10 protein-coding genes and 4 tRNA genes are annotated in these 13,580 nt (G+C 45.3%); 7 read left to right on the top strand and 7 right to left on the bottom strand.

From position 1 onward, the window contains the following. Positions 1 to 163: 163 nt before the first annotated feature. Together vexH and AC6R00_RS19365 are read right to left on the bottom strand one after the other, a co-directional pair. Positions 164 to 3,286: a vibriobactin export RND transporter permease subunit VexH gene (gene vexH / locus AC6R00_RS19370; protein ID WP_500641611.1), complete on the bottom strand. Its 3,123-nt coding sequence runs from the start codon at positions 3,284 to 3,286 to the stop codon at positions 164 to 166. Further along, positions 3,286 to 4,356 (bottom strand): efflux RND transporter periplasmic adaptor subunit, encoded by a 1,071-nt coding sequence (locus AC6R00_RS19365; RefSeq protein ID WP_500641610.1) that lies wholly within the window; start codon positions 4,354 to 4,356, stop codon positions 3,286 to 3,288. The genes vexH and AC6R00_RS19365 overlap by 1 nt, the downstream gene beginning before the upstream one ends. Before the next feature lie 287 nt (positions 4,357 to 4,643). Here AC6R00_RS19365 and AC6R00_RS19360 point away from each other — a divergent pair. The 4 genes from AC6R00_RS19360 to AC6R00_RS19345 all read left to right on the top strand — a co-directional run bounded on the left by AC6R00_RS19360 (position 4,644) and on the right by AC6R00_RS19345 (position 5,290). Further along, positions 4,644 to 4,728, top strand: a tRNA-Tyr gene (locus tag AC6R00_RS19360). Between the two features lie 102 nt (positions 4,729 to 4,830). Further along, positions 4,831 to 4,915, top strand: a tRNA-Tyr gene (locus AC6R00_RS19355). Positions 4,916 to 5,017: 102 nt separating this feature from the next. After that, a tRNA-Tyr gene (locus tag AC6R00_RS19350) sits at positions 5,018 to 5,102 on the top strand. Positions 5,103 to 5,205: 103 nt separating this feature from the next. After that, a tRNA-Tyr gene (locus AC6R00_RS19345) sits at positions 5,206 to 5,290 on the top strand. A gap of 128 nt (positions 5,291 to 5,418) precedes the next feature. On the opposite strand, the gene treC is transcribed toward AC6R00_RS19345, so the two are convergent. From treC to gmhB, 5 genes are all read right to left on the bottom strand, one after another. Beyond that, the gene (treC, locus tag AC6R00_RS19340; RefSeq protein WP_500641609.1) at positions 5,419 to 7,101 is read right to left on the bottom strand and encodes an alpha,alpha-phosphotrehalase; all 1,683 of its coding nucleotides are present in this window, start codon (positions 7,099 to 7,101) and stop codon (positions 5,419 to 5,421) included. A gap of 74 nt (positions 7,102 to 7,175) precedes the next feature. After that, on the bottom strand, positions 7,176 to 8,600 hold the full coding sequence (treB, locus tag AC6R00_RS19335) for a PTS trehalose transporter subunit IIBC (protein ID WP_500641608.1): 1,425 nt from the start codon (positions 8,598 to 8,600) through the stop codon (positions 7,176 to 7,178). A gap of 209 nt (positions 8,601 to 8,809) precedes the next feature. Beyond that, complete coding sequence (gene treR / locus AC6R00_RS19330) at positions 8,810 to 9,757, bottom strand: trehalose operon repressor TreR (RefSeq protein ID WP_500641607.1); 948 nt, start codon at positions 9,755 to 9,757, stop codon at positions 8,810 to 8,812. A gap of 70 nt (positions 9,758 to 9,827) precedes the next feature. Beyond that, a complete protein-coding gene (locus tag AC6R00_RS19325) occupies positions 9,828 to 10,172 on the bottom strand; it encodes an MliC family protein (RefSeq protein ID WP_500641606.1) in 345 nt (114 codons plus the stop codon). A gap of 48 nt (positions 10,173 to 10,220) precedes the next feature. Beyond that, on the bottom strand, positions 10,221 to 10,772 hold the full coding sequence (gene gmhB, locus AC6R00_RS19320; RefSeq protein ID WP_004744827.1) for a D-glycero-beta-D-manno-heptose 1,7-bisphosphate 7-phosphatase: 552 nt from the start codon (positions 10,770 to 10,772) through the stop codon (positions 10,221 to 10,223). A gap of 222 nt (positions 10,773 to 10,994) precedes the next feature. Here gmhB and metN point away from each other — a divergent pair, with 222 nt between their 5' ends. The 3 genes from metN to AC6R00_RS19305 are packed head-to-tail and all read left to right on the top strand — an operon-like array spanning position 10,995 to position 13,553. Beyond that, positions 10,995 to 12,029, top strand: coding sequence for a methionine ABC transporter ATP-binding protein MetN (gene metN / locus AC6R00_RS19315; protein ID WP_500641605.1), 1,035 nt, complete (start codon positions 10,995 to 10,997; stop codon positions 12,027 to 12,029). Continuing rightward, on the top strand, positions 12,019 to 12,696 hold the full coding sequence (locus AC6R00_RS19310) for a methionine ABC transporter permease (RefSeq protein WP_004744825.1): 678 nt from the start codon (positions 12,019 to 12,021) through the stop codon (positions 12,694 to 12,696). The genes metN and AC6R00_RS19310 overlap by 11 nt, the downstream gene beginning before the upstream one ends. A gap of 47 nt (positions 12,697 to 12,743) precedes the next feature. After that, positions 12,744 to 13,553, top strand: coding sequence for a MetQ/NlpA family lipoprotein (locus AC6R00_RS19305; protein ID WP_004744824.1), 810 nt, complete (start codon positions 12,744 to 12,746; stop codon positions 13,551 to 13,553). The last annotated feature ends 27 nt before the right edge of the window (positions 13,554 to 13,580 follow it).

Genomic DNA, 13,580 nt, shown 5'->3' with positions numbered 1-13,580 from the left:
TACGAACGAGTTGGGGATCTCTTAAAGTAGATGGGCAACCTTGTTAGAGATTCCTTACTCGCTCCTTCGTCACTCTAAGGAATGACAATTTTCTAGAAGGACGAAGTCCATCTCAACTCTCGAAACGCAGTGTTCTCGAAGGGCGAAGCCCGTTCCGGGCCCTTTACTCCAACTCTCCGTGCGAAACACGTGCTTTCACATCGTGGCTTAGTTCTTTGTTTAGCTCAGCTTCCACATGACCAGGCGACTGAGTCGTTGCCGAAATCAAGCGGTACATTGCAGGGATAACGAACAAGGTTACTAAAGTCGCAAAACCCATACCAAAGAAAATCACCGTACCCACAGCCACACGGCTTTCATAGCCTGCCCCCGTTGACATAATCAGTGGTATAGCGCCTGCGAGAGTAGTAAATGCTGTCATCATGATAGGGCGTAGACGACGCGCAGACGCATCAACAATAGCTTTCTCAAACTCAATGCCGCGATCGCGAAGTTGGTTAGCAAACTCAACAATCAAGATACCGTTCTTAGTTACCATACCGATCAGCATAATCATACCAATCTGACTATAGATATTGAGACCTTGTCCCATCACAAACAGTCCGAGGAAGCCACCAAATACCCCCATAGGGACGGTAAACATAACCACTAATGGGTTGATAAAGCTTTCAAACTGCGCAGCCAGAACGAGATAAGCCACCAGCAGCGCTAAACCAAACACCACTAAGATACTCGACTGGTTCTCTTTGTAATCTTTTGACTCACCAGAGTAGCTCACGGAAATATCACTAGGTAACTGCTCTATTGCTTGTTGGTCTAAGAAATCGAGCGCATCCCCTAAGGTGTAGCCGTCAGAAAGGTTAGCAGTAATCGTCACTGCCTTCTGCTTGTTGTAGTGCGATAGACGAATCGAGGAGGCAACCTCTTCAATCTTAGTGACCGCATCAAGAGTGACCAATTCACCAGAAGCCGTACGCATATAAATTTGGCTCAGATCCGCGGCATTGTTAAAACTATTCTCATCACCACGCAAATAAACATCATACTCTTCACCGCGCTCAACGAAGGTCGTTTCACTCTTACCACCCAACATGATTTCAAGTGTTTCAGAGATCGCTTCCACGCTAATCCCAAGCTCGGCTGCACGCTGTTTATCTACTGACACAACTAGCTCTGGCGTTCTTTCTGAGTAGTTGATGGCTGCGCCTTCCATAAACGGCGAATCTTCAGCAAGTTGTTCTAGTTTTTCCGCCCACGTCTTTAGTTCAGCATAATCAGAGCCACCGAGAACAAACTGAACGGGTTCGCTAGAGCCACCACGGAAACCAGGCATAAATGGGAATACTCTAACATCCGCAATACCCTCTAGCGCTTTGCGCACTTCACCTAACGCTTGTTGCGCGGTGACATCACGATCATTCCAATCTTCAAGGATCATGATAACAAAGCCCGTTTGGTCACCTGCATTACCACCAAAAGCTGGTGATTGAATACTGAAAGATTTCAGGAAACCTTGCCCAAGCAGAGGCATCAAGCGGTCTTCAATGATATCCATGTTCGCAGCCATACGGTTGTAACTGGTAGCATCAGCACCGCGAGCGAAAGCAAAGATAACGCCGCGGTCCTCTGAAGGTGCTAATTGAGCTGGAACTTGCTGCATTAAGCCCCAACTACCACCGACACACGCCATGATGACAAGTGGTGCGGCCCATTTCCAACTCAGAGCCCCTTTCAAAACCTTACGGTAGCCTGATTCAAGGTGGCTAAACATATTGTCGATAAACAGATTAAAGCGGTTTGGTTTGACATTGGCTTTTAGCAGCTTGCTGCCTAGAACTGGCGTCAAAGTCAACGCAATCAACGAGGAGAAGATCACCGACATCGCCAACAGTACCGAGAACTCCGTGAACAGTAAGCCGACCATGCCATCCATAAAGGAAATTGGCAGGAAGACCATGACTAGCACCAAGGTCGTCGCTACAACCGCGAAACCCACTTCTCGTGTCCCTTTGTAAGCAGCGAGCAGGGGTTTCTCTCCACGCTCAATATGGTGGAAGATGTTCTCAACGACCACAATCGCATCATCCACAACCAGACCAATCGATAGGATCAAGGCCATTAAGGTAATTAGGTTGATCGAGAAACCAAAATAGTAAGCGGCGATAAATGATGAAATCAAAGAAACAGGAACAGTTACCGCTGGGATTAATGTCGCTCTTGCTTGGCCGATAAAGATATACAGCACCAAGATAACTAAACCACCGGTAATAAACAGCGTGCTGTAGACTTCCGCAATTGAACGCTCGATAAACACCGTTGAATCATAATCTATGGCTAAGCGCGTTCCTTCAGGCAAGAACTGTTGAATATTCTCGACCTCTTTGTGTACTCTTGTCGCAACTTCAAGCGGGTTGGCATCCGATTGGGGTACGATACCCATACTTACGTTAACGACACCATCACTTTTAAAGGTCGAGTTTTCGTTCTCTGCGCCAATGAAAACATCCGCCACATCTTTCAGATAGATTGGCGAGTTATCTGAAGCACGCTTGACGACCAGATACTCAAAGTCTTCAGCTTGGTTATAGCTGCGAGCAGTACGTACAGACATAACGATTTGATCGTTACGCACTTCACCGCCCGGGTTTTCGACGTTTTCACTGCGTAAGGCGGTTGTAATATCGGATGCCGTCACGCCACGCCCTGCCATTTGATCAGGTTTAAGCTTGACGTACATCACCTTGTACAAGCCACCAGAAACATCAACCGAGCTCACCCCTGAGATAAGGCTAAAACGGTCAAGTAGCACTCGGTCAACGTAATCGGTTAGCTGAGTCCGATCCATCTCAGATGAACTTAGGTTGATGTAAAGAGAGGCTTCACCTGAGCCGTTGTTCTTAAAAACAACCGGATCATCGGCTTCATCAGGCAACGCTCGCTGAGCCCTTGCTACCGCATCTCGAACGTCGCTGACGCCCGTATTCAGATCGTAGCCAAGCTCAAACGTAATAGTGATTCTCGAACTACTATTACGTGTTGTCGAAGAAATTTCATCGATACCACTGATGCCCGAAAGCTGATCTTCAAGTACCGACGTTATTTGGCTTTCAATGATGGTTGCCGAGGCTCCATCGTAACGTGTGTTGATCGAGACCACAGGGCTTTCAATATCTGGCATCTCGCGCACTGCTAGCTTGCTAAATGAGACAATACCAAACACACACAGTAGAAGGCTGAGTACAACCGCAGCAACAGGTCTCTTTACTGAAACATCAGATAACAGCATTAGTTAGACCCTTCTTGGCTCTTTTGCGCGTTTTTAGGACGTCCATCGCTGCCTAACTCAGAAACGGCCACACCATCACGCATATTGACGATACCTTGCACAACGATCTTATCGCCGATAGAAAGCCCTTCTTCAATTACTACTTGGTTATCGACGCGCGCACCCAAAATAACTTCTGTACGTGTCGCCGTCCCCTCTTCAGTTACGACATAGACGAAACGCTTGGTTCCTGAATACTCAAGAGCTTGGACAGGAATAATAGGAGCTTCAATGGCAGGAAAGTCCATTGCAGCCGAAACTAGCATACCCGGTTTTAATTGCTGCTCTGGGTTAGAGAAGTGAATGCGAACCCGAAGGTTCAAGGTTTCTTGGTTAATGCGAGAGTCTATACCGACCACTTCACCACTGAAGGATTGACCTTGCCACGCTGCCGTCGTTGCAGTGACTTGCATACCATTAGAAAGTTGCGACAAATGACGCTCTGGCACTTGAAGATCTAAGCGCATGATCGATAAATCGTCTAAACTCAGTAGCTCTGTGCCGGCGCTCACCATCTTACCGCGGCTAAAATCAATAAAACCCACGGTTCCTGAAAACGGCGCGCTAATATGTAAATCGTTAAGATCAGCATTAGCAGCATCTAAACGCGCTTTGGCGATGTCGACACTTGCCTCTTGCGCATCGATCTCTGTTTGAGTAATCGCATTACGCTTAACCAAACGCTCAAATTCTTTAAGTTTACGTTGCTCATCTTTGAGATATGCTTTCGCTTCAGCCACTGAAGCCTTAGCTCTGTCATCGTCAAGTTGAATCAACAGTTGCCCTTCTCGAACAACTTGATTGGCTTTAACGGCAATCACGTCAACTTTACCAGCCACTTCAGGAGAAATGATAACGGACTGCTCTGCATCCAATTTACCGACGAGTACAAGAGACTGGGATACTTGATGGGTTTGTACTTGCTCAGTGACAACAGTTACCTTCGATGGACCTTGTCTCTTGGCATACGATGCAGGAGCAGCAGCCAAAATAGACAGAGACAATAAACTCAGAACAATTTTATTTTTCATGGTTAGATTCTGCATAGATAAACTAGACATATTGTATCCGGTAATTCGCATTCTGAACGTCAACTAATGTAAAGAGCGAGAAATATTATGTAAGTAAAGCCGTTGATTGTTTGTGCTTTATGGTTAATTCCTGCCATCTTTGCCCAAAAAGGCATCATTCAATTCAAAATTATAAGAAAACGCTTTACAGCTTTTACGAGTTTGCTATGATGCGCTCCGCACTTGAGAGATGTGTTGGGAAAACATCACTTAAGCCTATTCCTTGATTGAGAATAGGAAAACACCCTGGAGGGGTTCCCGAGTGGCCAAAGGGATCAGACTGTAAATCTGCTGGCACTGCCTTCGATGGTTCGAATCCGTCCCCCTCCACCATATTTCTTCTTATGACTACTCTGAGTGGATAACCCATTCAATAAGTTGTGAGAAACACTTGAATAATGTGTTGGGAAAACGTTACCAAGTATAAAATACCCTGGAGGGGTTCCCGAGTGGCCAAAGGGATCAGACTGTAAATCTGCTGGCACTGCCTTCGATGGTTCGAATCCGTCCCCCTCCACCATATTTTCTTATAATAGTCTGCTCGGTGGATAAACCGTTAGATATGTTGTGAGAAACACTTGAATAGTGTGTTGGGAAAACACTACCAAGTATAAAATACCCTGGAGGGGTTCCCGAGTGGCCAAAGGGATCAGACTGTAAATCTGCTGGCACTGCCTTCGATGGTTCGAATCCGTCCCCCTCCACCATATTTCTTCTTATGACTGTTCTGAGTGGATAACCCATTCAATAAGTTGTGAGAAACACTTGAATAGTGTGTTGGGAAAACGCTACCAAGTATAAAAGTACCCTGGAGGGGTTCCCGAGTGGCCAAAGGGATCAGACTGTAAATCTGCTGGCACTGCCTTCGATGGTTCGAATCCGTCCCCCTCCACCATATACAGAAAACCAGCTCATTGAGCTGGTTTTTTTATACCTATCGAAAATCTAAGCGCACTCCTATTCTCGCAAGCATAAAAAAAGCCCCGTCCTGCGAGGCTAAACAAACTAACAACTATAGGGGGGTTAGTTTTCTAAAAGAATAATGCGTGTTTCATAAGGGCGAAGAACTTGATGCTGAGATACATTTTCTCCAGAAAGCTCGTAGTTACCCAAAACGTATTGTGCTCTATCGCAATCAAACCCTTCAGGTAAGACACATTCTGTTTCGTCTGCGTAATAGTTATTCAAACAAATTAGGGTCTGACTTGGCGACTTACGCTGATAACCGAACACCGCCTTATGCTCAGGATAGAGATCGACATAGCTACCTGTAGTGATCACTTCAATCTCTTTACGTAGCTGAATCAACTGCTGATAAAAATAGAATACCGAGTTTTTATCTGCTACTGCTTTATCTGCGTTAATTTCTGCATAGTTACTTGCCACTTCAAGCCAAGGCTGCGCTTTTGAGAAGCCAGCATACTGATCCCCATTCCACTGCATCGGCGTACGAGAATTATCACGAGATTTTTGTGCCAGAATCGCCATCATTTCTTGATGTTCAACGCCTTGCTCATTGACCATGATGTCATACATATTGGTGCTTTCTACGTCACGATATTGCTCGATAGAGGTGTAACCTGGGTTGGTCATACCGATCTCTTCACCTTGGTAGATATATGGCGTCCCTTGCATCATGTGCACTGAAGCTGCGAGCATTTTGGCGGATTCTAAACGATAGTGTTTGTCGTCACCCAATCGGCTTACCACTCGTGGTTGGTCATGGTTACACCAGAATAGTGCTCCCCACCCTTTGCCATTTAAACCTGTCTGCCAATGATTAAAGATCTGCTTCAACTGAGAGAAATCGAACGGCGCCTTGGTCCACTTTTCACCATTTGGATAATCGACCTTTAAGTGGTGGAAATTAAACACCATCGACAACTCTTTGTTGTCAAGCGATGAATATTGCTGACAATGCTCTAGGGTCGTCGAAGACATTTCACCCACCGTCACACTGCCGTACTTCTGGAATACCGCTTCGCTGATCTCTTGCAGATATTCGTGTACGCGAGGTCCATCGGTATAAAAGCGTCGACCATCGCCGAGGTGATCATTGGGGAAGTCCTGCTGTTTAGAAATTAGGTTGATTACATCCAGACGGAAGCCATCTACACCTTTTTCAGCCCAGAAGCTGATCACTTCTTTGACTTCGCCGCGAACTTTCGGGTTTTCCCAGTTTAGGTCGGCCTGCTCTTTGGCGAATAGATGCAAAAAGTACTGACCCGTTTTTTCATCAAGCTCCCAAGCACTACCACCAAATTTTGATTGCCAGTTGTTAGGGATTCCTCCTTCAACCGGATCTTTCCAGATGTAGTAATCACGGTAAGGGCTGTTTTTATCACCGAGCGCAGACTGGAACCACTCATGCTCAGTCGAAGTGTGGTTGACTACGATATCCATAATAATACGAATACCACGCTGATGAGCTTCAGCGAGAAGCTGGTCAAAATCATCCATGGTGCCAAAATCTGGATTGATCGCGTAGTAGTCCGAAATATCGTAACCATTATCAATCATTGGAGACTGATAAACAGGTGTTAGCCAAATCGCATCAACACCCAATAGTTTCAAGTAATCAAGCTTAGAAATAATGCCTTGAATATCCCCTGTTCCTTTACTGCCACTGTCGCAAAAGCTCTTAGGGTAAATCTGATAGATCGAGGCGGTTTTCCACCAATTTGCATCATTAGCGATAGTTGTCATTGCTAAACTCACTTACCAAAAAATAATAAACTTTGAAAAAGGAGCGACGGAATGCCGCTCCAAAAAATGATGGGTTACGCGTTCGCTGGCTCTAACTCGCCTTTCATTTGCGCACGCTTGTAGAAGAACAGGGTCAATGCGGCAGGTACGGCAATTGCCACTAGCATTGCGATTGCAAAAATGCCCCAGAACTGTGGTTGGATAGATAAGATACCCGGTAGACCGCCCACACCAATACCGTTCGCCATAACGCCCGCACTACCACAGATCGCTGCTGCAATTGCACTACCAATCATTGCGCTTAGCATTGGGAACTTGTACTTCAAGTTAATACCGTACATCGCAGGCTCAGTTACACCTAAGTAAGCAGAAATCGCCGCTGGAACTGAAATATCGCGCTCACCATGTTTTTTACTGATGATGATAATGCCGACAACCGCTGAAGCTTGAGCAATGTTTGATAGAGCGATCAATGGCCAAATTGGCGTACCACCTAGGTCTTGCATTAGTTGCAGATCGACGGCATTAGTCGTGTGGTGAATGCCAGTGATAACAAGTGGTGCGTATAGGAAACCAAATACCATCGAACCTATTACCGCGAAGTCTCCAGTCATCGCCGCTTTCGCTGCAAATGCCACACCATCGCCTAATACACGGCCAAACGGACCAATTAGAGAGTGAGCCAATACCACAGAAACAATGATAGAAACGAAAGGAACAACAACTAAGTAAAGGTAAGAAGGAACAAGACGTTTCAGGTTAGTCTCAATAAACGCCAGCGCCATACCCGCTAACATCGCAGGAATCACCTGAGCTTGATAACCGACTTTTTCAATCACGAACAGGCCAAAGTCCCACACTTCTGGGGCTTGCTTACCGATAAGATAGGCATTCATCAACTGCGGAGAGACCAGAGTCACACCTAAAGTGATACCTAGAATTGGTGTGCCTCCTAGCTTCTTCACTGTTGACCAACATACCCCAACAGGCAGGAAGAAGAAGATCGCTTCACCAATTAACCATAAGAAGCTATGAACCGTTGCCCAGAACTGACTAATTTCAGTTAGCGACTGGCCATCAAACATCTTGATGTCACCAATCACATTACGGAAACCTAAGATCAAACCACCAGTGATGATTGCAGGAAGTAGTGGTACAAAGATTTCAGCAAGATGGGAAATACCACGTTCCAATACGTTCATGTTTTGGCGAGCAGCAAGTTTCGCTTCGTCTTTTGACGCTTCGCTCTTACCTGATAGCTCAATCAGCACTTTATACACTTCATCAACTTCAGTTCCGATCACTACCTGGAACTGACCCGCATTGGTAAAGCAACCTTTTACGATTGGCAACGCCTCTAGCGCTTTCTCGTCTGCTTTATCGGTATCATTCAGTACAAAGCGAAGGCGAGTTAGACAGTGGCTTACACTCGCGATGTTTTCGCGACCACCAACTAATTCAATCAGACGCTCAACTTCTTGTTTCGCAATCTTACTCATATCCATGTCCACCCTAATTGGATTCTCATTCATCTGTTGTCAACAATGTTGACGATTCAAACTGACTAAGCTTGTTGTTTTTCTATTTATGGGAACATTCCCAAATGTACTTATTATACTGTCAGATCTATTTACAGATAAAAATGGGAACAGTCCCATTAATTGAAAGAGATCACAGTATAATTTTAAATCACTTTGAAAATAATGGCTTAGATTGAGATAGGTTCTTGAGTGATATGAACTTGCTCAAGCTCACCATTAATTTGAGAAATCAGCAACTTAGCAGCCCTTTCGCCGGCTAAAGAGTAACCTGGGTCAATACTAAATACTTTGGGAAATAGGAAGGAAAGCAGTTCATTTCCACCCACGCCAGTGACAACCACATCCTCACGATTAAGCTCTTGTAAACGCTTAATGACCCCTAAAGCTAAGGTGTCACTGGCACAAACAATCGCTTGAACGTCTTGGTTCAAGACATCGTCCACCAGCAAATAAGCGCTCTCGTGGTTTAGTTGCCCTGTCTGATAGTTCGGTGAAATAGAGTGAGATTGGCACCAATCGAGGTAAGCGCCTAAACGTAACTTGCCCGTAGTTTTATCACTCGGATCGACACCAATAAATGCGACGTTCTTGAGGCTCTTTTGCTCTAAGAACTGCAACGCCTTAACAATGACCTGTCTATTGTCGTAGTTGATTGACGAAACTTTATCTGTGTCCATCGCGATAACCACAGTGCGATTATGCCAGCTAGCGAGTTTAGCAATATCAAAGTCACTAAAACCGAACACAATGACACCATCAACATTGCGCTTTTTCAGCACATCCAAATGGTCGTTGGTCTTTGCTCGGTCGAATTGGCTCTCCATAATGACAACGTCATAGCCCGCGCTATATAAGGTATTGAGCATACTCCCTACGGCTTTGTTTTCTGATGGAGAATCGAGACGAGAGATAATGACCCCCACCACTTTTTGACTTCCTCCACGCATCGCTTGCGCTGATTTTGAAGGAACATAACCAGATTCCTGAATCACCTGTTCGACCTTAGCACGTGTTTCTGGCTTAACTTTAGGATCGTTAGTCAGAACACGAGAGACGGTCGATTTGCCTACGCCGGATAACCGGGCAATATCAAGAATGGTTAGTTTTTTGCTCATAAACTCGTGGGTCTAGTAGTTGAACGTTGCAAGGAGGCGATACGCCTCCAGACACGCTATCGTAAAAGATCTATTGGGTAATGCAATTTTTATACACCAAGTGGCTAAGTTCTAAGCGGGCTTCTTTGCCTTTGGTATAGAGGGTCACTGGGTTTTGTATTTCTGCGGAGCCATCGTCGAGAATGTATTTAGTGCCAGAGCCAGAGGGAACCTGGATCATGCGATAATCTTTCTTTGGTAACCTTAGCAGTGCCGTATAATCATTGGGCATTAAGGCTAGCTTGAAGGTTTCGCCACCACTACATTGATACAATAGAAAATCACCTTGGTAGTGGTTTTCACGTTCCATCGAAGTAAAAGAGCACGCTGACACGCTCAGCCCTACTGCGAGTGCAATTAACAACCGATATCTCATGATTCCCTCCAAACAAAACAAAGGCCGCCCTAGGCAGCCTTTTTCAGTTTATTTTGCTAAATACGCTGGGACTTCTTTAATACTGTCGAGTACCACAGACGCGATAGCTTCGCCTTTCTCTGTGACAGGTTTGCCTGTACGGACAAGGATTTTGGTGCCAACACCGGCTGCTTCGGCTGCCATCATGTCTTCGGCTTTATCGCCCACCATAACAGAGTTCGCCATATCAATTTTCAAGAAGTCACGCGCTGAGATAAACATACCAGGCTTTGGCTTGCGGCAGTCACAGTCTTGCTTATATTTGCCTTGACCGTGTTCAGCATGGTGCGGACAGTAGTAAATACCATCAAACTCAACGCCGTTATCGACAAAGTTCCAGTCCATCCATTGGGTCAAAGATAGGAAACGATCTTCACTGAACTTACCACGAGCAATCCCCGACTGGTTTGTCACCAATACCAGTTGGTAGCCCATATCTTTCAGTTTTTTGGTCGCTTCAAATACGCCATCAACAAACTCAAAATCGTGCTCATCATGAACATAGCCGTGATCGATGTTAATCACGCCATCTCGGTCTAAAAAGACTGCTGGTTTTGCCAAAATATACTTCTCTATGTACTTTGCTTTACAAGAATTATTGCACGCTTTATTTCTTTCATCACTATCTAATTACTAATCGATTGAGCAAAAGATACGTTTAGACGTCTAGACGTAAAAATATCTATTGACAGAAAACATGTAAGACCATAGCATCATCTACCAAATGAGATGTAGCTCAACATTATCTGCTGCTCTTCATCTAATCTGATAGCGGGTCTCTCGATGATTGAAATTAATCAAGTAAATAAGGTGTTCTACCAAGGCAGTAAGGAAATACATGCCTTAAAGGAGATCAACCTTCATATTCCACAAGGAACAATCTTTGGTGTTATTGGCTCATCGGGAGCAGGGAAAAGTACGCTTATTCGTTGTGTAAACATGTTAGAAGCACCGACAACAGGCTCGATTGTTGTTGATGGTGTCGATCTCACAACACTCAGTAAATCGCAACTTAGCGAAGCTCGCCGTAACATCGGTATGATCTTCCAGCATTTCAACCTACTGTCATCGCGTACGGTTTTTGACAACGTTGCTCTACCACTTGAGTTAGCAGGCAAAGATAAAGCGCACATCAGCACTAAAGTGACTGAGCTGTTGAAACTGGTCGGCCTTGAAGATAAGCATGAAAGCTACCCTTCAAACCTAAGTGGTGGTCAAAAGCAGCGTGTCGCGATCGCACGTGCTCTTGCGTCTGATCCAAAGGTTCTTCTGTGTGATGAAGCGACTAGCGCATTGGATCCGGCAACCACTCAGTCGATTCTAGAGCTGCTAAAAGAGATCAACCGCAAGCTGAACATCACTATGCTTTTGATTACTCACGAAATGGACGTTGTAAAAAGCATCTGTCACGAAGTAGCGATCATTGGCGATGGCGAGCTAGTCGAAAAAGGGACTGTCGGTGAAATTTTCGCTCATCCAAAAACAGAACTGGCGCATCAATTCATTCGTTCTACGCTCGACTTGTCGATTCCAGAAGATTACCAAATTCGCTTGCAAGCAACGCGTGTGGAAAGCAGTTACCCATTGGTGCGTCTAGAGTTCACAGGCGCAACGGTTGATGCTCCTTTGATGACGCAAATTGCCCGTAAATTCAACATTGATGTCAGCATTCTCAGCTCTGACCTCGATTACGCCGGTGGTGTGAAATTCGGCATGATGGTCGCAGAACTATTTGGTAATGAACAAGATGACAATGCAGCGATTGAGTTCCTGCGTGAGCACAAGGTAAAAGTAGAGGTGCTAGGCTATGTCCTTTAATGAAATTTCACAGTGGCTGAGCTTAAACAGCAATCTACTTATCGGCGCGACTTGGGATACTATCTACATGGTTGCTGTGGCGGGCATTGTTGGCTTTGCCGTTGGTATTCCACTCGGTGTGATTCTGCATATCACCAAGAAAGGTGGCTTACTTGAGAACACGAAACTAAACAGTGTACTCGGCGCTATTGTTAACGTGGGCCGTTCCGTACCTTTCCTAGTGCTGATGGTCGCCATTATTCCAGTTACCAAGCTATTAGTTGGCACATTCATTGGTACAACAGCAGCCATCGTGCCTCTTACAATCGGCGCGATCCCATTTGTTGCTCGTCTTATCGAAGGTGCTCTACTTGAAGTCCCTACGGGATTAGTTGAAGCAGCACAATCGATGGGCGCAACTCCCATTCAAATTATTTCTAAGGTACTGCTTCCTGAAGCAATGCCTACCATCGTTAACTCGGTAACCATTACTCTCGTCACGCTTGTCAGTTACTCAGCAATGGCAGGAACGGTTGGCGGTGGCGGTCTAGGTGACGTCGCCATTCGATACGGTTTCCACCGCTATGACGTGGTCATTATGGCCGTGACTGTGGTAATGCTTATCGTGCTAGTTCAAATCATTCAGTCCATTGGTGATGCGATTGTCCGTCGCGTCGATCACCGCTAAGAATACAATAAAGAATACTCACAGATTTAATTTATAAGGAGATAGTGATGAAATTCAGTCTTAAAGGTCTATTAACTATCGCAGCTGCTGCATCAGCATTGGTACTAGCAGGTTGTGGTGAAAAAGAAGCAGATACAAGCAAGATCAAAGTTGGTGTTATGGCTGGTGCAGAAGCACAAGTTGCTGAAGTTGCGGCTAAAGTCGCTAAAGAAAAATACGGCCTAGATGTAGAGCTGGTTACTTTTACTGATTACGTAACACCAAACGCAGCACTAGATGATGGCTCTATCGACATCAACGCGTTCCAACACAAGCCATACCTAGATCAGCAAGTTGCCGATCGTGGTTACAAACTGACTATCGCGGGTAACACTTTTGTTTACCCAATCGCAGGTTACTCTAAGCAAGTGAAAGCGGTCGACGAAATTGAAGAAGGTGCTCGTATCGCTGTACCTAACGATCCAACAAACCTAGGTCGTTCACTGATTCTACTTGAGCAACAAGGACTGCTGAAACTTCGTGAGAACGTTGGCCTGCTAGCAACTGTACGTGACATCGTTGAAAACCCGAAAAACATCACTATCGTAGAGCTAGATGCAGCACAGCTACCACGCTCTCTAGATGACGTTGCGCTTTCTGTTATCAACACAACTTACGCAAGCTCTATCAACCTAACACCACAAAAAGACGGTGTATTTGTTGAAGACAAAGAGTCTCCATACGTAAACCTAATCGTGTCGCGTGAAGACAACGCACAAGCTGAAAACGTCCAAAACTTTGTTAAGTCTTACCAGACTGAAGAAGTTTACACAGCGGCTTCTGATATCTTCCAAGGTGGCGTAGTTAAAGGTTGGTAATCACTTACTTTTGCTAACATAAGCTCT

It is taken from the genome of Vibrio sp. R10-SF1-ISO8 (genome assembly GCF_059833805.1).
This window is presented reverse-complemented; position numbering and strand designations above follow the sequence as displayed.

Bases quoted from the DNA above. Each gene is read 5' to 3' on its own strand.
- vexH (WP_500641611.1), bottom strand. From the start codon at position 3,286: ATGCTGTTATCTGATGTTTCAGTAAAGAGACCTGTTGCTGCGGTTGTA.
- AC6R00_RS19365 (WP_500641610.1), bottom strand. From the start codon at position 4,356: ATGAAAAATAAAATTGTTCTGAGTTTATTGTCTCTGTCTATTTTGGCT.
- treC (WP_500641609.1), bottom strand. From the start codon at position 7,101: ATGACAACTATCGCTAATGATGCAAATTGGTGGAAAACCGCCTCGATC.
- treB (WP_500641608.1), bottom strand. From the start codon at position 8,600: ATGAGTAAGATTGCGAAACAAGAAGTTGAGCGTCTGATTGAATTAGTT.
- treR (WP_500641607.1), bottom strand. From the start codon at position 9,757: ATGAGCAAAAAACTAACCATTCTTGATATTGCCCGGTTATCCGGCGTA.
- AC6R00_RS19325 (WP_500641606.1), bottom strand. From the start codon at position 10,172: ATGAGATATCGGTTGTTAATTGCACTCGCAGTAGGGCTGAGCGTGTCA.
- metN (WP_500641605.1), top strand. From the start codon at position 10,995: ATGATTGAAATTAATCAAGTAAATAAGGTGTTCTACCAAGGCAGTAAG.
- AC6R00_RS19310 (WP_004744825.1), top strand. From the start codon at position 12,019: ATGTCCTTTAATGAAATTTCACAGTGGCTGAGCTTAAACAGCAATCTA.
- AC6R00_RS19305 (WP_004744824.1), top strand. From the start codon at position 12,744: ATGAAATTCAGTCTTAAAGGTCTATTAACTATCGCAGCTGCTGCATCA.